At 57.6% G+C, this 20,228-nt stretch carries 17 protein-coding genes; 6 read left to right on the top strand and 11 right to left on the bottom strand.

What is annotated here, in order from left to right; translation table 11 throughout:
• Positions 1 to 66: 66 nt before the first annotated feature.
• A complete protein-coding gene (locus tag E0E37_RS12450) occupies positions 67 to 882 on the bottom strand; it encodes a carbohydrate ABC transporter permease (protein ID WP_246019724.1) in 816 nt (271 codons plus the stop codon).
• Between the two features lie 25 nt (positions 883 to 907).
• A complete protein-coding gene (locus E0E37_RS12445; protein ID WP_130863353.1) occupies positions 908 to 3,151 on the bottom strand; it encodes an ABC transporter substrate-binding protein in 2,244 nt (747 codons plus the stop codon).
• 282 nt (positions 3,152 to 3,433) lie between these two features.
• Here E0E37_RS12445 and E0E37_RS12440 point away from each other — a divergent pair, with 282 nt between their 5' ends.
• Together E0E37_RS12440 and E0E37_RS12435 are read left to right on the top strand one after the other, a co-directional pair.
• Positions 3,434 to 4,111, top strand: a complete 678-nt coding sequence (locus E0E37_RS12440; RefSeq protein ID WP_130863352.1) for a response regulator transcription factor — start codon at positions 3,434 to 3,436, stop codon at positions 4,109 to 4,111.
• 1 nt (position 4,112) lies between these two features.
• Complete coding sequence (locus E0E37_RS12435; protein WP_130863351.1) at positions 4,113 to 5,441, top strand: sensor histidine kinase; 1,329 nt, start codon at positions 4,113 to 4,115, stop codon at positions 5,439 to 5,441.
• Between the two features lie 89 nt (positions 5,442 to 5,530).
• Here E0E37_RS12435 and E0E37_RS12430 read toward each other — a convergent pair whose 3' ends face one another.
• From E0E37_RS12430 to E0E37_RS12390, 9 genes are all read right to left on the bottom strand, one after another.
• A complete protein-coding gene (locus tag E0E37_RS12430) occupies positions 5,531 to 6,151 on the bottom strand; it encodes an ABC transporter ATP-binding protein (protein WP_130863350.1) in 621 nt (206 codons plus the stop codon).
• Complete coding sequence (locus E0E37_RS12425; RefSeq protein WP_130863349.1) at positions 6,141 to 7,100, bottom strand: ABC transporter ATP-binding protein; 960 nt, start codon at positions 7,098 to 7,100, stop codon at positions 6,141 to 6,143. Before E0E37_RS12425 ends, E0E37_RS12430 begins: the two co-directional genes overlap by 11 nt.
• Positions 7,101 to 7,114: 14 nt before the next feature.
• Positions 7,115 to 7,999: an ABC transporter permease gene (locus E0E37_RS12420; protein WP_246019723.1), complete on the bottom strand. Its 885-nt coding sequence runs from the start codon at positions 7,997 to 7,999 to the stop codon at positions 7,115 to 7,117.
• Between the two features lie 8 nt (positions 8,000 to 8,007).
• Complete coding sequence (locus E0E37_RS12415; protein ID WP_246019722.1) at positions 8,008 to 9,009, bottom strand: ABC transporter permease; 1,002 nt, start codon at positions 9,007 to 9,009, stop codon at positions 8,008 to 8,010.
• A gap of 15 nt (positions 9,010 to 9,024) precedes the next feature.
• Positions 9,025 to 10,638: an ABC transporter substrate-binding protein gene (locus E0E37_RS12410; protein WP_130863348.1), complete on the bottom strand. Its 1,614-nt coding sequence runs from the start codon at positions 10,636 to 10,638 to the stop codon at positions 9,025 to 9,027.
• A 202-nt stretch (positions 10,639 to 10,840) separates the two neighbouring features.
• Complete coding sequence (locus E0E37_RS12405; RefSeq protein WP_330548607.1) at positions 10,841 to 12,739, bottom strand: thioredoxin domain-containing protein; 1,899 nt, start codon at positions 12,737 to 12,739, stop codon at positions 10,841 to 10,843.
• A gap of 5 nt (positions 12,740 to 12,744) precedes the next feature.
• The gene (locus E0E37_RS19015) at positions 12,745 to 12,909 is read right to left on the bottom strand and encodes a DUF255 domain-containing protein (protein WP_130863346.1); all 165 of its coding nucleotides are present in this window, start codon (positions 12,907 to 12,909) and stop codon (positions 12,745 to 12,747) included.
• 192 nt (positions 12,910 to 13,101) lie between these two features.
• The gene (locus E0E37_RS12395) at positions 13,102 to 13,500 is read right to left on the bottom strand and encodes a hypothetical protein (RefSeq protein ID WP_130863345.1); all 399 of its coding nucleotides are present in this window, start codon (positions 13,498 to 13,500) and stop codon (positions 13,102 to 13,104) included.
• Between the two features lie 43 nt (positions 13,501 to 13,543).
• On the bottom strand, positions 13,544 to 15,469 hold the full coding sequence (locus E0E37_RS12390) for a sigma-54 interaction domain-containing protein (protein WP_130863344.1): 1,926 nt from the start codon (positions 15,467 to 15,469) through the stop codon (positions 13,544 to 13,546).
• A gap of 414 nt (positions 15,470 to 15,883) precedes the next feature.
• Here E0E37_RS12390 and E0E37_RS12385 point away from each other — a divergent pair, with 414 nt between their 5' ends.
• The 4 genes from E0E37_RS12385 (at position 15,884) to E0E37_RS12370 (ending at position 20,213) form a co-directional block, all read left to right on the top strand.
• Complete coding sequence (locus E0E37_RS12385) at positions 15,884 to 16,579, top strand: DUF5058 family protein (protein WP_130863343.1); 696 nt, start codon at positions 15,884 to 15,886, stop codon at positions 16,577 to 16,579.
• 15 nt (positions 16,580 to 16,594) lie between these two features.
• Entirely contained in the window at positions 16,595 to 17,293 is a 699-nt protein-coding gene (locus tag E0E37_RS12380; protein ID WP_130863342.1) for a hypothetical protein, read from the top strand.
• Positions 17,294 to 17,316: 23 nt separating this feature from the next.
• Complete coding sequence (locus E0E37_RS12375; protein WP_130863341.1) at positions 17,317 to 18,936, top strand: N-acyl-D-amino-acid deacylase family protein; 1,620 nt, start codon at positions 17,317 to 17,319, stop codon at positions 18,934 to 18,936.
• A gap of 71 nt (positions 18,937 to 19,007) precedes the next feature.
• Positions 19,008 to 20,213 carry a dipeptidase gene (locus E0E37_RS12370; RefSeq protein WP_165445340.1) on the top strand — a complete coding sequence of 402 codons (1,206 nt, stop codon included), beginning with the start codon at positions 19,008 to 19,010 and terminating at the stop codon, positions 20,211 to 20,213.
• The last annotated feature ends 15 nt before the right edge of the window (positions 20,214 to 20,228 follow it).

Below are 20,228 nucleotides of genomic sequence, written 5' to 3'. Positions count from 1 at the left end.
GGCGGCGATTCCGGTCCCCCGCCGGCCCGCCGCCATCCCGATTCCGCAGTCCGCGCCTTTCCAGCGTCACTCTTCTTCCCCCCATGCCTTCTGCAGGAGCAGGATCAGCCCGAAGATCACCGCCGCCATCAGCACGGCTCCCGCACAGAGCTTTTCCATATCCATGTCCGTAAACCAGTTATTGAACAGGTGCTGCAGCATGTACATGCTGGTGTGAGGGTGCTCGCCCGCCACCAGATAAGCCTCCCGAAATACCTTGAAGGAGTTCAGCAGCGACAGCACGCAGATGGTAAAGGTGATTCCCGCCAGATTCGGCAGCGTGATGTAAAAAAATCGCTTCACCGGACCGGCGCCGTCCAGAGACGCCGCCTCGTACAGGTCCCGGGAGATCCCCGACAATCCTGCCATCCATAGGATCATGTCGTATCCTAGATTTTTCCACAAGTAGCTGACCACCAGAATCCAGAATGCGGCGTTGGACCCCATAAAGTCCACCGGAGCCCAGCCCAGATCCAGCAGAATATTGCCGATCAGCCCGTTTTCGTGAAACAGTATCTTCCAGATCAGCACCACGGAGGCCGCGGGCACGGCCAGAGGCAGGAGAAAGCAGGTCTTGAATCCATCCCTTCCCCTTGGCAGCCCCTGCACCGCAGCCGCCAGCAGCAGAGCGCTGATCACCAGCGCCGGGATGCAGACGACGGCAAATTTTACTGTGTTTCCCGCAGCCAGACGAAAGGCGTCGTTTTCCCATACCTTCGCGTAGTTTTCCAGTCCGGTGAACCGCCTGCCGAAGGAGTCCATAAAAGAGCGTCTCGCCACGTCCAGAAACGGCAGCAGAACGAATATCCCTACCCCTATCAGGCTGGGAGCGATGAATGTCATCGCCTCCAGCCGCTGTTTTCCCTCTTTACTCTGAGAGATACAGCTTTGTAGCTTCCGTGATGTCAGCCACAGTTTTTTCCAGATCTTTTTCCCCTGTAAAATAACCCTTCGCCTCATTCATAATCATCTCCGCCAACGTCTCATCCGCCGTATATGGTGTTTTTACACTATTGCACAGCTTCATGAATATCTCTTTCTCTTTCGGTTCGGGCATGCCCCCTTCCAAACTCTCATTCTCGGTCTCGGTCCCGCTTCCTCCCATGCCGATATAGACGTCTTCGTCCACGGAATCCACCAGGGCCTTCTGTGCGGCCATGCTGACCGGAAAACCTTCCCCGTCTTCCGCAGTCTGCATTGGCTCCGAGAGCAAAAGTTTCACGAAATCTTCTGCGCTGTCCTTCATTTCGCTCTTCGCGTTCACTCCCAGTATCCCGCAGGGAATGTATACGTTCTCCGCCTGGCCGGGCATATGTATGACCGTGCTGTTCTCAACATGACGCAGTGCCAGTACGGATGCTGACAGCGACCCGTATCCCCGCAGTTCTCTGCTGTAGGCCAGCGCTCTGCCGAAAGCCCAGTGCAGCAGATCCTCGTTGTTATTCTGTTTTCCCACAGAAACTCCCCTGACGCCCGACCCCACGCTGAACTGTCCTGTTTTTCCTTCATTTTCTGTCCCGTAGGACTTTGCAGGCGTGTCTGCGATCTTTTTGACGGTCTCCAGAAATTCCCTCAGCCCGTCTTCGTCGATCTGTCCATCGGAGATCCAGGCCGGCGCACAGGAAGCGAAAAGGATATTCATCAGATTTCCCGGAGATTTGTCGCCTATCAGCGGTTTGTCGGGATGACTCTCCGCAAGCGCGGCAAGGGCTTCCAGCCCGGTGAGATCTCCGGCTAAATTCTCTTCCGTAAACAGAGCCGGCATGCGGAATCTGCTTGGGACCGCAAAGATACCGTCCTTATTTTTATAGGTGTTCAGCACCGTCTCATTCAGTTTTTCCGACTTGGCGATCTCTTTGATCAGATGACTGAGATCGGTCAGCACGCCCTTCTCCACATAGGAATCCACCGGCATGCCGTCTAAAAGCAGAACGTCAGGCCCTTTGCCGGACAACAGCTCCGTGTTCAGCGTGCGGATCATATCCGCCGCTGTGGCGGCGCTGTCCCCGTCCATGGCGGTCTGAATATTCACCCGGGTATCGGGATGGTCCCTCAGAAACTCTCCGGCGGCTACCCTGAGCGCGGCATTTTCCCGCAGGGTATAGACCACCAGTTCCTTCTCCGGCAGGGTGGCGATGTCGGGATCGTACACGTATTGATAGAGCTGCGCCGTATTCCCGCCGTCCCCTCCCATGAGATAAAAGGAACCGTCCGGTCCTTCAATAAAATCGCTGAAATAGATCGAAGGCATGGCCAGCGAGGTAAGACTTCCGTCCACCAGCTTTTCCCACATGCTTCCCCCGGCGTTCAGCCGGTAGATTCCAGTTCTGCCGCTGATGTAGACGGTCCCCCCGGACCCTCCCCCGATGATCGAATAATCGGAGAACCCGTCGAAAGCGATATTCTGGACCAGTCTTCCGTCCTCCGTGCTGTAGCAGAGCACACCGCTTCCCACTGTGTCCAAAACGTAGATCTTATCGCCGCTGAGCACAAATCCGGAAGAATCGCCCATCTCACCGCTGCTGTAAAACCGGATAAAGTTTCCGTTGGTCCCGTATTCGCTCACTCCTCTTCCGCGCTGTTCGATGAAGATGTTTCCGTTTTCCCCGATCTGCATGGTTCCCAGCATCGCTATGTTCATGGGCGATCCGGTCTCGTCTTTCAGGTCGATATCCATTCGTTCCAGCACGCCTTCCCCGTTCTCCCTGAACAGCCAGGCGTCCAGATCCCCCTCTCCGTAGCGAAGGGCCATTACATAAGCTTTGTCCTGTCGGTCGTAGGCCACGCGGCTCAGAAAGCTCTCCGGCGGCAGCGTCCACTTCAGCGTTTCTTCATCCCATTTTTTTCCATCAGCAGAATGATAGCGGGTAAACCCTGTGACCGGATCTGAACTGTCCTCCGTGTATTTTGTATACAGGACATCCAGTGTTCCGTCGGAGCGCTGCAGCATCGTTGACGGAGTATTGTCCTCCAGCGGAAACTCCAATCGGTTCTCCACATAGCGCCCCATGGCTCTGTCCGTCTCCCCTCTTTCGCCTCCGGCTCCGCAGGCTGTAATAAAGATCATACAGATGCCAAGCAGCAGAGCCGTTCCTCTCTTTACACGTTTCATCTCTCTCCCCCTCTGAATTCCGAACAGTTTGTTCTGTATTTCCTGTCACTTATGATTTTCCGCGGAGTTTTCCTCCGCTTTACAATGCCATTATAACGGCCCAATCTCTAAACAACCTTAAAATAATCTTTAAATAACCTGCATTTGTTAGAGATTTCTTAGAGAAAAGCAGGTTATAATGAAGATAGTTCTTCTGACGGCAGCGGCGCGGCCCGCGCTGAGACATGTTTTTTCGGGCTTGAACGCTACTGCCGGCCGAAGGTAAAAGAAAGGAAATAAAAAATGCGGATCTTGATCATAGAGGACGACGCCGATCTCTGCGAGGCGGTAAAATTTCATCTGGAACGGGAGGGCTACCGCGCCGACGTCTGTCACAATGGAGGCGACGCTCTTCACTTCATTCGCCAGCAGGCCCACCAGCTCATCATACTGGACCGCATGCTGCCGGAGGTCAGCGGCATCAGTATTCTCCGGCAGATGCGCGCCCGCGGCATTGCCACGCCGGTCATCATCACCACGGCGCTCAACGGCGTAGGGGACCGCATCGAAGGTCTGGACGCCGGCGCCGACGATTACCTCATAAAGCCCTTTGCCATGGATGAGCTTATGGCCCGCATCCGGGCGGTGAGCCGCCGTCCCTCTGGCTTTGAACCGGATCGGACGCTGCGCTTTCTTGATCTGACGCTGGACTGCGGCTGCTACACTCTGACCGGTCCTTCCGCCTCCCACACGCTGTCAAAACGGGAGGCCGATCTGCTGGAGATCTTCATGGAAAATCCCCGCAGGCTCCTTCCCCGCGCCGCTCTTCTCGCCCGGGTCTGGGGTCCCGACGCTCCCGTGGAAGACGGGAATCTGGACAACTATATCCATTTTCTCCGCCGCCGTCTGAAGACGGTGGGAAGCAGCGCCAGGATCAAGACTGCGCGCTCCATCGGATACTCGCTGGAATCGGAGGACTGATATGCTGAGATCTCTTCGCAAAAGACTCACGCTGCTGTGCGTCGTCATCACGGGCATTATTCTGAGCGGAACAGCCGCCGCGCTGCTCATTCTCTCTGAGAGCCAGATCGACAGCCAAAGCCGCGTGACCTTTCAGAACAACCTGAATTCTGTGATCTACAAGATCCAGAGCGGAAACATACTGGACATCGCCTGGCTCTCCCAGCTGGAAACGGGGAACCGGCTTATCGTGTACATTCAGGACAACGGCGTCCCCATTCTGTACCCGGGCTCCTGGACTCCGAAAACGCCCAGGGCGGAACTGGCAGCAGCCGCACAGAAAGAAGCGCTGGAGCAATACGGTCTGGATCCGTCGGCCAAACCCTATTCCGTCATCGATATCTCCAGCGCTTCCTTTTCCGTCACAGGCGGCAGCGGCGACCGCTATCAGGCCGCCGTGGCGGTCATACCCGGCAGCCATGGAAATTGGCAGAGCGTGACGCTCCTGCGGGACACCTCCGCCGATCAGCGTCAGAAGATGATCATGCGGTATTCGTTTCTCGGTCTGATCGTGTCCGCTCTCGGTCTTCTCTTTGTCTTCAGCTGGTGGTTTGCCGGCCGCAGTATCCGCCCCATCGAACAGAGCCAGAAAAAGCAGACCGAATTCGTAGCCGCGGCCTCCCACGAGCTGCGTTCCCCTCTGGCCGTCATCCGGGCCAGTCTCTCTGCAGTGGCCGGCGGCGCGGAAGACAGCCCCCGCTTTCTGGAGACTGCAGATCGGGAATGCCTGCGCATGGCCCGCCTCATCGACGATCTGCTGTTTCTGGCCAGCGCCGACGCGGGGTCCTGGTCCGTCCGCACGGAACAGATCGACGTGGACAATCTGATGATGGCCCTCTATGAGAATTATGAATCCATCGCCCTCCAGCACGGCGCGGCGCTCTCTTTGGAGCTTCCCGAAGAATCCTCCGGACAGATCTCCGGCGATCGCCTGCGTCTCCTTCAGGCGCTCTCGGCGCTGGCGGACAACGCGTTTTCCTACACGCCGGAGGGCGGGCGCGTCCTGTTTCAGGCGCAGAAGCAGAGGGGCGCTCTGCTTCTCTCCGTGTCGGACAGCGGCCCCGGCATTCCCGACGATCAGAAAGAAAAAATCTTTGATCGCTTCTATCGGGCTGATCTGTCCCGCAGCAAGAAGGAACACTACGGTCTGGGTCTGTCTGTGGCCCGGGAGATCGCAGAGCTGCACGGCGGCTCTCTCCGCGTCTCCGACGGACCGGAGGGGGGCGCCTGCTTTACCCTGCGTCTGCCCTGCAGCGACGATCCGGGCGTAAAAAATGCCCCGGCGCAGTAACTTTCCCGCTGATTCAGCCGGAAAGCCCTGCGCCGGGGTATTTTCATTTCTTCGGTCAATTCTGTCCATCCCGTCTCAGCGGCTTATGTTCAGACTGGGGAGTTCGCCTGCTCCAGATCGACGATCCGGCTGCAGAGACGTTCCATCAGCGCCCGTTCATGACTGATGACCACTACGCCCATACCCTGCTCCTTCGCATAAGCCAGCACCACCTGCCAGATCTGAGCCTGGGTAACTGCGTCCAGCATGGTGGTCATCTCGTCGGCGATGAGAAACCGCGTCTTCGGCGTCAGCGCCCTCAAAACACAGAATCGCTGAAGCTCGCCGCCGGACAGTTCGGCCGGCCAGCGGTCCATCCATCCCTCCTGTATCCCCATGGCGGAGATGAGCTCTGCCGGAGGCGTTCCCGATTCCGTCAGGATCTTTTTCATCTTCCACTTGGGATTTACCGCTTTCTCCGGGTGCTGAAAGATCAGCTGCACCGGATTGAAAAGGTTTTTCGGCAGCGGCCTTCCGTCCAGCGTCACCGCTCCGCCCTTTTCCGGCTCCTCGTAGCCTGCCAGGATCCGTCCCAGCGTACTTTTCCCGTAGCCGCTGGGAGCGGAAAGTCCGACGATCTCACCGCTTTCCACCTCGAAATCCACGTCTTTCAGTACATAATTGTGCCCGCAGGGGTATCGAAAGCTGATATTCTCCGCTTTAAGTCGCATGGATGCACCTGACCTTTCCTCCGCGCAGATCGCGGAACATCGGGCGCCTGCCGGCGCATTCCTCCGTCTGCTGCGGACATCTGCCGCAGAAGAGACAGCCCTCCGGAAGTTCCCCCGGCAGCGGCTGCGATCCCGGGATCGGCGTAAAGCCGCGGTCGGGCAGCGCCTGAAGGAGCGCCCTGGTATACGGATGGCGCAGCGCCGCTCCGTCGCCTGCAAAGTCAGAAGATGCGGCGATCTCAAAGGTAGTGCCGGCGTAAAAGATCGCGATCCGGTCGGCGATCTGAAGGGCCGCGTTGATATCGTGGGTGATCATCAGGATACCCCTGCCTTCCGCCGCAGCGGCCCGAAAATCACGCAGCACTTCAGCCAGCGAATCCGGATCCAGCCCCGGTGTGGGCTCGTCGGCGATGATCGCCCGGCAGTCCGCCGCCAGAGCGGTCTGCAAAAGCACCTTGCGGGCCATGCCGCCGGAGAGCTGGTGCGGAAAATACCGCGCCACCCCAGGCTCCAGTCCGTAACGCGCCAGCAGCGCCTCCGCCTGTTCCGTCCGCCTCCGCCGTTTCTGCCCGGGCCCGGACGTCCCGCCTGTGCCGGACAGGATCTGATCTCCCACCTTCTGCAGCGGATCGAGGAAATTTACGGACTGCGGTATCAGCGCGATCTCTTTTCCACGCAGGGCCTCTTTGTCCCGCTGAGACAGTTTTCTGCCTTCAAAAAAAATGCTGCCTGTCTCCTCCGCATTTTCCGGGAGAATACCCAGGACCGCATGGGCCAGCAAACTTTTTCCCGACCCGCTGGATCCCACCACAGCCAGGATCTCTCCCGCCCGCAGTTCCACGCACAGATCGGTGATCACCTGCAGTCTGGTCTTTTTCAGTCCCTGCGTGTACTGGGAAAAGGATACGCCCAGATTTTCCACCTTCAGCAGATACTCTTCGTCTTTCATCGGCGCGCCTCCTTTCATATTCCCTTATACGCTGTAGCCGGACTGATCAGGGTCTCTATGTTTTTCCCCACCCGGTCCACCAGCATGGAGACCAGGATCAGACTGGCGCCCGGAAAAAACGCCAGCCACCAGCTGCCGCTGGTGAGATATTGCATGGACTCCGCCAGGATCACGCCGATGGCCGGTTCATGGGGAGGCAGACCAAAGCCCAGAAAAGTGATGGATGCTTCGTGCAGAATGGCATGGGGAAAGATCAGGACCGTCCCCACGACCAGCTGTGGCAGCACGTGGGGCAGGATATGCTCTTTGGCGATATAAAAGCTGTTCTTTCCCAGCTTTTCGGATATCTTTGTGTACTCCGCTTCTTTTATCTGCAGTACCTCCGCCCGGATCACCCGGGTCAGCGAGGTCCAGTGAGTCAGCGTCACTCCGACGACGATCCCCTTCATGCCTCCGCCGCAGGCGAGAGAGATCAGGATGATCACAATGGCGTGGGGAACCGAGAGTACCAGATCGATGAGCCACGACACCAGCGCGTCCACTTTTCCTCCCAGCGTGGGTCCCAGGATCCCCAGGACCACCGCCACGATATTGCTGAACACAGAGCACAGGACGCCGATCTTGATGCTCAGACTCAGCCCGGCCAGCGTGCGCAGCAGCATATCCCTTCCCACCCAGTCGGTCCCAAAAAGATGGCTCCCTCCCGGCGGTGCAAAGATGTTGGTCAGATCCACCCGCAGCATGTCGTCGGTGACCAGACTTCCCCCGATCAGAATGAACAGAAAGATCCCTGTCAGCAGCACCGCCGAGGCGATGGTTCGCTCGCGGATGCCCAGTCCCGCCGGCAGCAGTCTGACGCCGCCGGCCCTCCCGACGCCCTGCTTTTTGTGTAATTCCACTGTTTCCCTCACCTCGCATACCTCTCTCTGATCCGCGGATCCACCGCTCTGTAAAGCAGATCCGCCGCTGTATTTCCCGTATAGACGAACAGCAGGCTGATGATCGTGATCCCCATCAGCAGGGGCACGTCGCCCCTGAGCCCCGCCTGCACCGCAGCCTGTCCCAGCCCCGGATACGAAAAGACCTGTTCCACGAACACCGCGCCGCCGAACAGCTCGCTGAACGAGAGGAACTGCAGCGTGATGGCGGGAAGGGACACATTGCGCAGCACGTGGCTGCGGACGATCTGCCGCCTGTTCTCGCCTCTGGCTTTGGCAAACAGCACATAGTCCGATCGAAGCACCTCCACGGTCTTTTCCCTGGTGTGCATACAGATCCCCGCAATATTGATGACGCTCAGCGTCAGCACGGGAAGCACCAGGTGAGACAGTTTGTCCATCATCGTCACATCTTCCGCAAGTACGCCGATGGGGACGGAGAGAGCTACCGGAAACCAGCCCAGCCATACGGCAAAGACCATGACGAACAGGATGCCCAGCCAGAACGTAGGCGTGGAGATCAGCACGTGACAGTAGCCCCGGATCAGCTTATCCGTCAGCTTTCCCTCCTTCACGCCTGAGAGGACGCCCAGAGAAAAGCCGATCACGCCGGACAGCGCCCAGGCAGCGGCCATCACGGCCAGGGACGCCAGAAATTTCTCTCCGATGACGGAGAGCACCGGCCGGCGGTAGATGATCGACTGTCCCCAGTCGCCGGAAAGCAGGGAGGAAAACCAGCTGAGAAACTGCTCCGCCGGCGGCCGGTCTAGTCCCCACTGCTGGGCGATGAGCTCCCTCTGCTCCGCTCCCACCCGGGAATCCGCTCCCACGTAGGCCGTCACCGGGTCGATGGGGGACAGCTTCATCAATATAAACGTGATCAGACTGACCGCGACCAGAAGGGTGATCAGCTTGAACAGTCTGCCCGCCAGAAATTTTCCCAAACCGTTATTTCCCATGCTTCCATTCATCGGAAGACTCCTCCCTTATTCCCAGGTCCATTCGGACACGTTATCAAATATTCTTCCTCCGTGAGGCTGTACCACCGGCTGCCCGAAAGAGAACCCATCCGCCGCCAGATAGACGTGATCAGCGTTGACCAGCCAGCAGTAAGGCGCGTCTCCTCTGGCTGAGGTGTATTTCTGGATCGCTTTCCAGTAAGGCAGGGCCTCCGCCTCGTCGGTGGCCATCAGCGCCTTGTCGATCTCCTCATCCACCACGTCGTTTTTATAGCAGCCCGAATTGTCCCAGGCCACCACGCCGCCGGCGATGCCGCCGTAGTACAGGCTGTAAAGCTCTGAGGGATCGCCCGATCCAAAACCGTAGAATACCGCTTCCGTATGGATCTGAGGCAGGATCGTGTCCCAGGTCACTTTTTCCAGCGTTACGTCGATCCCGATCTCTTTTGCCACATTGACGAATTCCAGACACATCTCCTGCCGGTAGATCCCGTCGGTGTACAGCAGTTTGAAAGCGGCTTTTTCTCCGTTCTTCTCCACGATGCCGTCGCCGTCGCTGTCGCTCCAGCCGCCCTCCGCCAGAATGGCTTTCGCGCCCTCCACGTCGCCGTACTCCGAAGGTTCGAGCACAGTCTCTTTGTCGAGCCACGGCATCTGCTCCAGCCCCGTGGTAGATACGGAACCGTAGCCCAGCAGTACGCCGTCCACCACCCGCTGGCGGTCCACGGCGCGGTTCAGCGCCTGCCGGACAGCCAGATCGCTGGTCACGTTGTTGCCCATGACCGCTCCATCCTTGGCCGTCTTCCCCTCATTCCTCACCATGGGGAAGCTCACGCCGTAACACTCGATGCTGGGAATATCGATGATCTGGGTCCCTTCCACCGTCTGTCCGGCCAGCGTGCCGTTGATGGAAGCCACGTCCACCCCGCCGTTTTTCACCGCCGCGAAGGCTGCGTCCGTGTCCAGGAATACCATGGTCAGTTTTTTGATCTTCGGCGCTTCTCCATAGTAATCCTCATTTGCCGTGGCGATCACCTGCTGACCCTTGTCCCACTGGACAAATTTAAAGGGGCCTGATCCCACCGGATTATCCTTGAAGTTCTCGTCGTGAGCGTGCTCCGGCACAATGCCCAGATACGCCAGACGTTCAATGAAGGTGGAATAGGGCCGGGTCAGCGTAAAGGCCACGGTGTTGTCGTCGGCCGCCTTGATATCCCGGATCATGGTGAGGTCCACATCCGCGCCGGCTTCCTTGGCCGTCAGGTATGTAAACGCCACATCCCCCGCCGTGACCGGCGTTCCGTCTGTAAATACCGCGTCGTCCCGCAGCGTCACCGTCCAGGTCAGCTTGTCCGGGGACACCGTATAACCTGTAGCCAGATCATTTTCCCAACCCAGCTCTTTATCCCGCTTAAACAGCGTGGAAAAAAACACTCTCGTTATAGACCCGTGTCCGCCGGTGGTGGAGTCGAATCCCGTCTCCGGTTCCTCCCCTATGGCCACGATCAATTCCTGATCCGCCCTCCGCTGTTCTCTGCCGGAAGCGCTCTGCTGCCCGCCGTCTCCGTTCCCGCAGGCCCCAAGCGTTCCCACAGCCAGAACCGCGGCCAGCAAGACCGCCGCTGCTTTTTTCATCTTCATATCGATTCTCCTTCATCTACTGCTGCAGCACCGGATCCGCTCCCCGGCTTTTGCCGTCTTCTGCGGATCCGCACAAAAAAACACCATGAAAGCGACGCCGTTCCCGACGTTTCACCTTCATGGTATGGTATCTTTTAATTCTTCAGAATTAGACAGCTATCTTCAGACAGCGATTTATTTTACCACTTCCGCCGGGACCGTGTCAATGGGGAAATCGCCGCTTTCCCGTCCAGCGCTCCCATTCCAGCAGCGCGGTCAGTCCGAAGGACGACGCCGCCCCTCTGCCCTCAGCCGCTGCCGCCACATAAGAGAGCTGTTCCTCCGTCAGCCGGCGCCTTTCCTCCGATCCCGCCATCTTTTCACAGAGACGGACCATGGCGTACGCCGCCGCCGAATTTCCTGAGGGCATGGCTCCGTCGTACGTCTCCTTGGGGCGGAAGATCAGACGTTCCTGATCTGCGCCGGTGAGATAGAAGCCCCCTCCCTCCTGATCCAGAAAGTCGTTCACCATCCGATCCTGCACCTCGATGGCCCGCTGCAGGCCGGAGGCTCTGTGGTCGGCGCACAGCAGTTCCAGCAGAGCCCACTGGTAAAAAGCGTAGTCGTCCAGGAAACCCTCTCCCGCCGACTCGCCGTCGCGATAGCGCACGCACAGGCTTCCGTCTTTTCCGGTGAGCTTTTCACGCAGAAATTTTTCCGCCCGCTGCGCGGTCAGCAGATATTCCTTTTTTTCAAAGATCCGATAAGCTCTTGCGAACGCGGCGATCATCAGGCTGTTCCACGATGTGAGCACCTTGTCGTCGGTGTGCAGGCTCATCCGCTGCCGCCGGTAACGATACAGGGCCTGTCTGTCCTCCGCCATCTCCCGATGAAATCTCCGCCGGGCCGCCGTCTCCTCCGTACCGTCTCCCAGACCGCCGAATGCCTCCGTCTCCAATCCGTAGATGCGTTCCGGCGAACGCGCAAGCGTCCCGATGAGATTTGGGATGCTCTTGCCTTCAAAGTTGCCTTCTTCCGTGATCCCGTAGTACTGGCAGAAGGCCCGTCCCCGCTCCCCGCCGATCACATCGCACACTTCCTCAGGGGTAAAGACGTAATACTTGCCTTCCTCCCCCTCGCTGTCCGCGTCCTGAGCGGAATAAAATCCCCCTTCCGGTCCGCACATCTCCCGGATCACAAAATCCAGAGTCTCTTCCGCTACCTTTCGGTACAGGGGCTTCTTCGTGATGCGCCAGCACTCCGCATAGGCCATCGCCAGCAGGGCGTTGTCGTAAAGCATCTTTTCAAAGTGAGGAACCAGCCATTTCTCATCGGTGGAATAACGGCAGAAGCCGCCGCCCACGTGATCGTACAGTCCTCCTGCATACATGGCGGTCAGCGTTTTTTCCACCATAGCCAGTTCTCTGGTAGGCACCACCCTGCGGCAGAATCCCCCGTTCTCTTCGTTGGATCTCAGAACTTCCACCGTACTGCCCACCTCTGTGTCATACCCCCGCAGCGTGCGTCTGCTCAGCCGCTCCGATGACAGGCCCGAGGCGTCGTCGTACTGACGCTGCTGTTTTTCGTGGAGCTTCATGAGAAACAGCAGATTGTGGGCGGAGGGAAACTTGGGCGCGCTGCCAAAGCCTCCCCATACAGGATCGAAGGCGCCGCTGTAATAGGCCGCCGCTTCCTCCGTCAGGGTCTTTCCCAGCGTCTCCCACAGACGGCTGTCCGCTCTCCCCTTTTTGTCTTCATCTCCGGAAAGCAGACGGGCCACCTCTTCACCGGTCCGCTTCAGCTTTGCCGGATCTTTGTTCCAGGCGTCCCGGGCCGCTTCCAGAATATCCAGCAGCCCCGGCTGGCCTCCCTGCCGTTCCCTTGGAAAATACGTGCCTGCAAAAAACGGCTTCTGCTCCGGCGTTGTCAGAACGGTGGTAGGCCAGCCTCCCTGTCCCGTAAACGCCTGACATACTTCCATATAGACTGCGTCGATATCCGGCCGTTCCTCCTTATCCACCTTCACAGCCACGAAGCTCTCATTCAGCAGCGCCGCCACCGACTCATTCTCAAACGATTCTTTCTCCATCACGTGACACCAGTGACAAGTGCGTAAAAGCAGACACGTCAGCTATACCCAATAGAAAGAAAGACCGGCTTGTTTTCCCGCCTGGCTTTTGCGAAGGCTTCCCCGCACCAGGGATACCAGTCTACCGGATTGTAGGCGTGCTGTACCAGGTACGGGCTTTTTTCCCCGATCAATCTATTGGGTTTCTTCATCTGATTGTCCACGTGACCACCCCCTCTCAAACATGCATTCTGCAAACTGCTTTTTAAAATAACTACCTTTTATATCGTCCCCTCTGAACTGCCAAATTATTCAGCGCAGCTCTTTACAGGGCAAAGAAAAACCACTGCAGCTGGACGCCTATGCCGCGCCTGACTGCAATGGTATTTTATTTTCCCGCTCCGGCGGTCCATTCCTCACCGGCCGCCCATTCTTCCCCCGGCCTGTCCGGTGGCCTCCAGCCATTTGAGAAATATTTCGCCGGTCTGCGTGATGGAACTGCCTTGCCTCGTCTTTCCCACCAGGATCATGCCCCACCGTTCCAGTTTTTTCATCCGGCCCCGGAGCTGCTCGACGGTAAGCGGTCCGGCGGCTCTCTCCTCCGACATGCGGCACAGGCGGTTTCTGCCCAGAGAAACGCCTGTCTGCGCCGCCAAACGGAGCTGTTCCAGAATAAAATAAAAGTCTTCGATGTCCCCCGGGCTGGAGGAACGGGTGATCGTAAGAAATCCGGAGACCGCTCCAAATTCCGCCGGATCGGTGTCCTCCGGATGGACCCTGTCTCTTCTTACAACAAAAAACCCCTCCGGCCCCACCCAGGGGGCCCCAAAGGCCCGGGGGACCAGAAGCCCCTTTCTTTTACCCCATCCAGGTTTTAAAAAAAGGACGGGCCCCCAACCCCCGGGCCCCGCTGCCGGCGGCCCCCCCCCCCCGGGCCCCCCCCGCCGCAGACGCTGCGGCGCCTGCGCCGTCCTCCGTCTCAGGGCCGGCAGCTCCCCGCCGCGCCCCTTTTTGTACAAAGGGCGCGAACTCCTCCGGCAGATCTTCCGGTCTCACTGTCTCCCGCTCGCAGAGCGTCTCCAGATAATACACCAGATTCTGCAGCTCCCGCACATTTCCCGGCCAGGGATACTCCTGAAGCACTGCCAGCGCCTGTGGACTGACGCGCTTCGCGCTCTTTACCTCCCGAAAAAAGTGTTCCAGAAACAGGGGAATATCCTCCCGCCGCTCCGCCAGGCGCGGCACATGGATGTGCAGTACTTTCAGCCGGTAATACAGATCCATCCTGAATTTTCCGGCCTGAACCATCTCAAAGAGATTTCGGTTGGTAGCGGCGATGACTCTCACGTTCACAGGTATCACGCGGTTTCCGCCCACCCGCATGACCTCCCGCTCCTGCAGCACCCGCAGCAGCCTCTGCTGAATGTGCGGCGACACGTCCCCGATCTCGTCGATAAAGATCGTGCCGTTGTGGGCCATCTCAAAGAGTCCCGGCTTGCCGCCTTTCAGCGCCCCTGTAAAAGCTCCTTCCTCATAGCCGAAGATCTCGCTCTCGATGATGGCGTCCGAAAGCGACGCCAGATTCACCGCGACAAAAGGATGCCTGGCTCTGGAAGACTCGTTGTGGATCGCCTGAGCGAACATTTCCTTCCCTGTCCCGTTATCTCCCGTGAGCAGGACGGTGTGATCGCTGGCCGCCACCTTGCGGGCTTCGGCGATCTTGCCCTGAATGACCGGACTTTCTCCGATCAGTCTGTCCAGTGAATATTTCGCCACAAATCCTTTTTGGGCCAGTTTCTTCCGCACGTCGGTCTCGATCTCGCTGATCCGCGTCACATCCTGTATACTGATAATAAAACCCGCCGCGTCCCCGGGATTTTTCTGACGGTTGACCAGCAGTTTCTTTTCCCCGTATTCCACGATATCGGAAAACAGTTCCCCCTCGTAATTGACGATGCTCATCAGTTCCGGTCCAAAGCTGATCTCCTGAAAATGTTTCCCCGCCACGTCGTAATAATCGGTTCCGGTAAGGTTCAGAAATATGCGGTTGCAGAACAATACGCGGCCGGTCTCATCCACACAGAAGATCCCCTCGTTGATGGACTCCAGAATTCCGGTCATGCTCTTGTTGATCGTGGTGTTATATCGGTTCAGACTTCGGATCTCTCCCTGATACCAGGCTTCCACCGAAAACAGATTTTCCGCCGGCAGGTTCAGCGCCATAAATATCTCCATCACAGTGGAAATGCGCAGGTGGCGGAACTCCACGTCGATAATGCGCCGCGCTTCTCTCATCTGGGGAAATATTTTTCCCGGAGTAATGACAATATCCGGGCGGATCACGCCTGACCCCGGATACCAGGGAAGCAGGTTCAGGTGTCCGATGCCCGTCTCCCTCAGCTCCCCGATCAGCTCCAGTGCCGCCTCCCGGCTGCTGCCGAAGGCGTAGACTGTTGTGCCGGATTGGATGCTTACGATCTCCGGCAGCTTTGACAATTCGACGTTTCGCCTGCTGACCACCGCCGCAGCCTCCGGTCTTCGCACCCGTTCCACCATGCCCCGCACCGTCTCGCTGGAATACAGGATCATGCTGCAGTGGTCCAGATCGAATTCCCGGATGCGCTGGGTATAATATTCCTCCGCCGACGGTCTGCCCCGCTCCTCTTCATCAAGATACAGCACGCGGACTTCCTCCTGCGGCTCAAACAGTTTTTTTATCTCCTCCGCCAGAAACTGACTGGTATATCGATACGCCGCGACGACGGCGATGCATTTCTGTTCCATCTTCTTCACCCTGCCCCTTTCAGCCGTATCCTTCCCCGTCTCTTACCGTCTTCTCCGGATCAGCTTTCCCCAACCGCGAACTTCTGATCGCACTATTTATTTCCAACTTATTTCAAAACCTATTATAACCCAAATATCAACGTTTATCAACATCACACCCCATATCCCAACCTATTTTCCTTATGCGCCGCCAACAATAAATTTAAAAATCAATTGTTATCCTGCTACATATTTTTTTGATCACCCCTTATTTTTCAACGTTTCTTCTGCATCCATTCCTATTCCCGTCTCTTTTTTCTTATTTTGGGCAATTATTTTTCAGAGAAGGCGGCAAAATGGAACAGATCTTGCTCTTAAATGGAGTCATCATTCACGGCCGCCTTCCGGCGGTCCTATCACACAGGAGGTTTCTCTATGGACTATTTAAAAATTGCCAACGGTCCGGTCATGTGGCTGGTCTGTGGTCTGGGAGTGGGTCTGGTCCTGGTGCAGTCGCTGCTCTTCGTCAGAAGATCGATCATCGCAGGCAGAGAGCTGGGGATCACAGACCAGCAGTTCAAGCACGCAGTGAAGGCCAGCACCATCTCAGCCATCGGTCCTTCCCTGGTGATCCTTGGGGGCATGATCTCCCTGCTGGTCACCATGGGCGGGCCTATCGCCTGGATGCGTCTCTCCTACATCGGCTCCGTTCAGTTTGAGCTCATGAGCGCGGAGTTCGGCGCTCAGGCCATGGGCGTATCTCTGGACGGCCCGGACATGAACGCCGTGGCCTTTACCAACGGCGTGTGGGTCATGGCTCTGGGCTCCTTCGGCTGGGTACTTTTCACCGGCCTGTGTACGCATAAAATGGATAAGTTCCGCAATGTGCTGGCAGGAGGACGAAAAGCGTTCATGCCGTTCCTCTCCATCGCGGCCGTGCTGGGCGCTTTCGCCTATCTGGCCTCCGACCGCATTATGCGCTTCGACCAGGGGACTAAGAGCTGCATCGCCGGTTTTGCCATCATGGCTCTGATCGTTATCGTCAATCGAAAACTTCAGAAACAATGGCTGAAGGAATGGGCCATGTGCATCGCCATGTTCGGCGGCATGCTCATCGCCGTATTGATATAAAGGGAGGCGAAAGCAATGGAAAACAATCAAAACCGCTATGAAACGGATTATATCCCCTATATCGTGCGCTGGGGCCGCATCACCAATCTTCTAGGCGTGGCTCTGTGTTTCCTGCCCGCACTGATCCTGACTTTCGGCTTCGGCTTCAATCCGGGACTGACGGCTATCGTTACCGGTTCTCTCGCTCAGGTCAGCGGCAGCTGCATTTTCTGGTTCGTGGAACCCATCTCCTATTTTCCTGTACTCGGCATACCCGGCACTTACATGTCTTTCCTGGCCGGAAACGGGTCCAGTCTCAGGCTGCCCTGCTCCGCCGCAGCCCAGGATTCCGCCGGCGTGGTCCAGGGTACGGAACAGGGAACGATCATCTCCACTATCGGCATCGCCGTTTCCATCTTTGTCAATGTAGCCCTGCTGTCCCTGGGCGTTATCCTGGGCACTTCAGTGCTGAGTCAGCTGCCCGCCCAGGTGGTCTCCGCACTGTCGCTGATCCTTCCCGCGCTGTTTGGGGCCATGCTCGCCCAGTTTGCGGTGGCTCAGCCCAAGATCGGAGCCACCGCCATCGTCCTGGCTCTGGCCATGACCTGGCTTTCAAAGAATGGATTTCTGGCGATCTTCCCCGGACAGCCCACTTACGTCATCATCATCGTGGCTGTGTTCGGGACCATCGGCGTTTCCAAACTGCTCTTTGACAAAGGCATGCTGAAGGCCTGATCCCCACCGAAAGGAGAATTACCATGTCCGATTACGATATTATCATAAAAAACGGCTTTGTGGTGGATGGCACGGGCAGGCCCGGCCGCCATGCCGACGTTGCGGTAAAAGGAGATTCCATCGCCTTCATCGGCGACTGCGGCGACGCCTGCGCAGACAGGATCATCGATGCAGCGGGTCATCTGGTCTGCCCCGGCTTTATCGACCCTCACACCCACGAAGAGACCGTGGCGCTGTGGGACGGCGACTTTGAGGTCTACCTTAAAATGGGCGTTACTACCACCATCAACGGCAACTGCAGCCACTCCATCACGCCTCTTTCCTCCCGGAACGTCTACCAGTATTACTATAAAAACGGTCTCATGACAGCTGAGGGCGTGGAGAAATTCAACGCCTTCCAGCCTTCCTGGAACGACTTTGCCGGCTTCTGCGGCATTTTAGAGGAGAAAGGCGTCAACATAAACATGGGCTTTCTGCTGGGCCACGGCACCATCCGATGGACCGTGATGGGCGGCTCCAAGGACAGAAAGCCTACTCCTGAGGAAAACAGTCAGATCCATCGCTTCATCGAAGAGGGACTTTCTCAGGGCGCCCTGGGGCTGTCCACCGGTCTGGCCTATATCCCCAGCCGGTTTGCCGACACGGACGAGATCGTGGACTGCTGCCGCATCGTAAAGAAATACAACGGTACCTACGCCACCCACGGCCGGTATTATATAGGCATTCTCCCCTCCACCGAGGAAGCCATCCAGATCGGGCGCCGTTCCGGCGCGCGGGTCCAGGTATCTCACCTGACTCCTACCTCCCCGGAATCCTACGACGCCATTCTGAACGCCCGCAGAGAAGGCATTCAGATCGCCGCCGACGTAGTCCCCCGCAGCGCAGGCCACTGCATGCGCAAGGACCGGCTGATCCAGTTCATCATGGCCGTGTCCGCCACCCTGTTCGACATGGGTGTGGAAGGGGTAAAAAAGGCGCTGTCCGACCCGGAGGGCCGTCGGGTAGTCCGCAAAGAGGCGTACATTCTGGGAACGGATATGACCGCCATGCGTCTCATCAACACCGGTATCCCTGCCTTCGAAAATAAGAGCGTTCAGGAAATCGCAGACCATATGGGGCGGGGCGGCGACGCCTTCGACGTACTGCTGGATCTCATCGGAGATGAGCGCCAGTACACATTCTGGCTTGGCGGACCTGTGCGGGCGGACTATCCGCTGACGCCTCATCCCCGGAATATCCTGGAGAATCCTTACGTGATGGCGGGCTCCGATCGGATCTTCGCGGAACCCTGGGACCCCATGTCCTGGTACGAGCTTCAGCGCCGCGGTTCTTTCCCCATTTTCATGGAGATGTACCGAAAAAAGGGCATTTCCGTGGAGGAGATCGTCCGCAGAAATACCACCCTGGCGGCGGAGCAGTTCGCCATCGCCGACAGAGGGCGGCTGGCCCCGGGCATGAAGGCGGATATCAGCGTGATCGATCTGGACCGCTATTCCTATCCCTCGCCCTTTGAGATCGACTACAGCAACGCTTCCGAGACGGCTGCCGGCGTAGAATATGTGCTGGTCAACGGCAAAGTCACGCTGGATCAGGGACGGGTTCTGAAAACCAGAGCAGGACAGATCGTGCGCCGCGGAGATTGAACTGCGGCAGCCAAACAGAAAACAACGCCGCCCCTGCACACAGGGACGGCCAGAAATAAAGGAGAACGGTTATGGGAATAAAAACAGCATACAAGGGCTACAAGGCCTATGATTATTTAGAAAAGGGGACCGATCTTTCCGATATGGAACTGTGCGCAGGCGAAAAGCGCGTGCCGGAGTATCTGATCCCTCTCAGCGAAGAACAGGAATCCAGAGTCCTCACTCTGGCCAGGGAAACTATCTGCATCTCTCTTCACGAGCATCCCGTGCTCTTCCCCGAAAACCTGCAGGCGGACGTCTTTGAATATAACCGTGAGGGCAGGCAGCGCTGCGCCTACGAAGCACTGTCCAAAGGCTATTTTGACGTGGTCTTCGACAACATGATGGACGGCACCTGCAACATCATGTCCAGGGGCGGCTGGAAATGGGACGAAGTTCTCCACGACATCGGCATGCGTTCCTGCGACCTTGCCCATCAGGATTTCGCCATCAAATGCGAGACCATAGAGGATATTTACCGCGCTCACCGCGAGGGCAGGATCGCCGTCGTCTTCGTTCTGGAGGGCGCTTCCCCCATCGAAAACGAAGTGGACCGCCTGGATATTCTCTACGGCTTCGGCGTCCGCTCTATGGGGATCACCTACAGCGAGACCAACGGACTTGGCTCCGGCATGAAAGAAGAAAACGACGGCGGACTGACGCTGTTCGGAAAGAAATGCGTGGAACGCATGAACCGGCTGGGCATGCTCATCGACTGCTCTCACTCCGGCGATAAGACCACCATGGATACCATCCAGTACAGCAAAAAACCCATCGTGCTCAGCCACGTGGGCGCCAAAGGCCTGTGGAACAGCAAGCGCCTGGTAGACGATGACATCCTGAAAGCCTGCGCGGCCAAGGGCGGACTTATCGGCATCGAAGCCGCGCCCCATACCACCCTGACCCAGGCTCATCCCCTTCACTGCGTGGACTCCGTTATGGAACACTTTGAATATGTAAAGGATCTGGTGGGTATCGACCATGTCTCCTTCGGACCCGACACCCTGTACGGCGATCACGTGGGCCTGCACAACGCTTACGCACGCAAACTCTCTATCAAGGCCATTCAGGGCGAAGGCTTTGAGCGCGTCGAATACGTCAGGGGCATGGAAAACCCCACTGAGGCCGGCAAGAACATCCTCCGATATCTGGTCAAGGCCGGCTACAGCGACGAGGATATCCGCAAAGTCGCCGGCGGCAACGCCCTGCGTCTTCTGAAAGAGGTCTGGGTCAGATAAAAACAGAAAGAGCAC

This window comes from Bacilliculturomica massiliensis (genome assembly GCF_900605495.1).
Taxonomy (GTDB): Bacteria; Bacillota; Clostridia; order Peptostreptococcales; family Anaerovoracaceae; genus Bacilliculturomica; species Bacilliculturomica massiliensis.
Note: the sequence above shows the minus strand (reverse complement) of the source record. Positions and strands in the feature narration are given on the sequence as shown.

Coding starts and splice junctions, on each gene's coding strand:
- E0E37_RS12450 (WP_246019724.1), bottom strand. CDS start 882: ATGACATTCATCGCTCCCAGCCTGATAGGGGTAGGGATATTCGTTCTG.
- E0E37_RS12445 (WP_130863353.1), bottom strand. CDS start 3,151: ATGAAACGTGTAAAGAGAGGAACGGCTCTGCTGCTTGGCATCTGTATG.
- E0E37_RS12440 (WP_130863352.1), top strand. CDS start 3,434: ATGCGGATCTTGATCATAGAGGACGACGCCGATCTCTGCGAGGCGGTA.
- E0E37_RS12435 (WP_130863351.1), top strand. CDS start 4,113: ATGCTGAGATCTCTTCGCAAAAGACTCACGCTGCTGTGCGTCGTCATC.
- E0E37_RS12430 (WP_130863350.1), bottom strand. CDS start 6,151: ATGCGACTTAAAGCGGAGAATATCAGCTTTCGATACCCCTGCGGGCAC.
- E0E37_RS12425 (WP_130863349.1), bottom strand. CDS start 7,100: ATGAAAGACGAAGAGTATCTGCTGAAGGTGGAAAATCTGGGCGTATCC.
- E0E37_RS12415 (WP_246019722.1), bottom strand. CDS start 9,009: ATGAATGGAAGCATGGGAAATAACGGTTTGGGAAAATTTCTGGCGGGC.
- E0E37_RS12410 (WP_130863348.1), bottom strand. CDS start 10,638: ATGAAGATGAAAAAAGCAGCGGCGGTCTTGCTGGCCGCGGTTCTGGCT.
- E0E37_RS12390 (WP_130863344.1), bottom strand. CDS start 15,469: ATGGAACAGAAATGCATCGCCGTCGTCGCGGCGTATCGATATACCAGT.
- E0E37_RS12385 (WP_130863343.1), top strand. CDS start 15,884: ATGGACTATTTAAAAATTGCCAACGGTCCGGTCATGTGGCTGGTCTGT.
- E0E37_RS12380 (WP_130863342.1), top strand. CDS start 16,595: ATGGAAAACAATCAAAACCGCTATGAAACGGATTATATCCCCTATATC.
- E0E37_RS12375 (WP_130863341.1), top strand. CDS start 17,317: ATGTCCGATTACGATATTATCATAAAAAACGGCTTTGTGGTGGATGGC.
- E0E37_RS12370 (WP_165445340.1), top strand. CDS start 19,008: ATGGGAATAAAAACAGCATACAAGGGCTACAAGGCCTATGATTATTTA.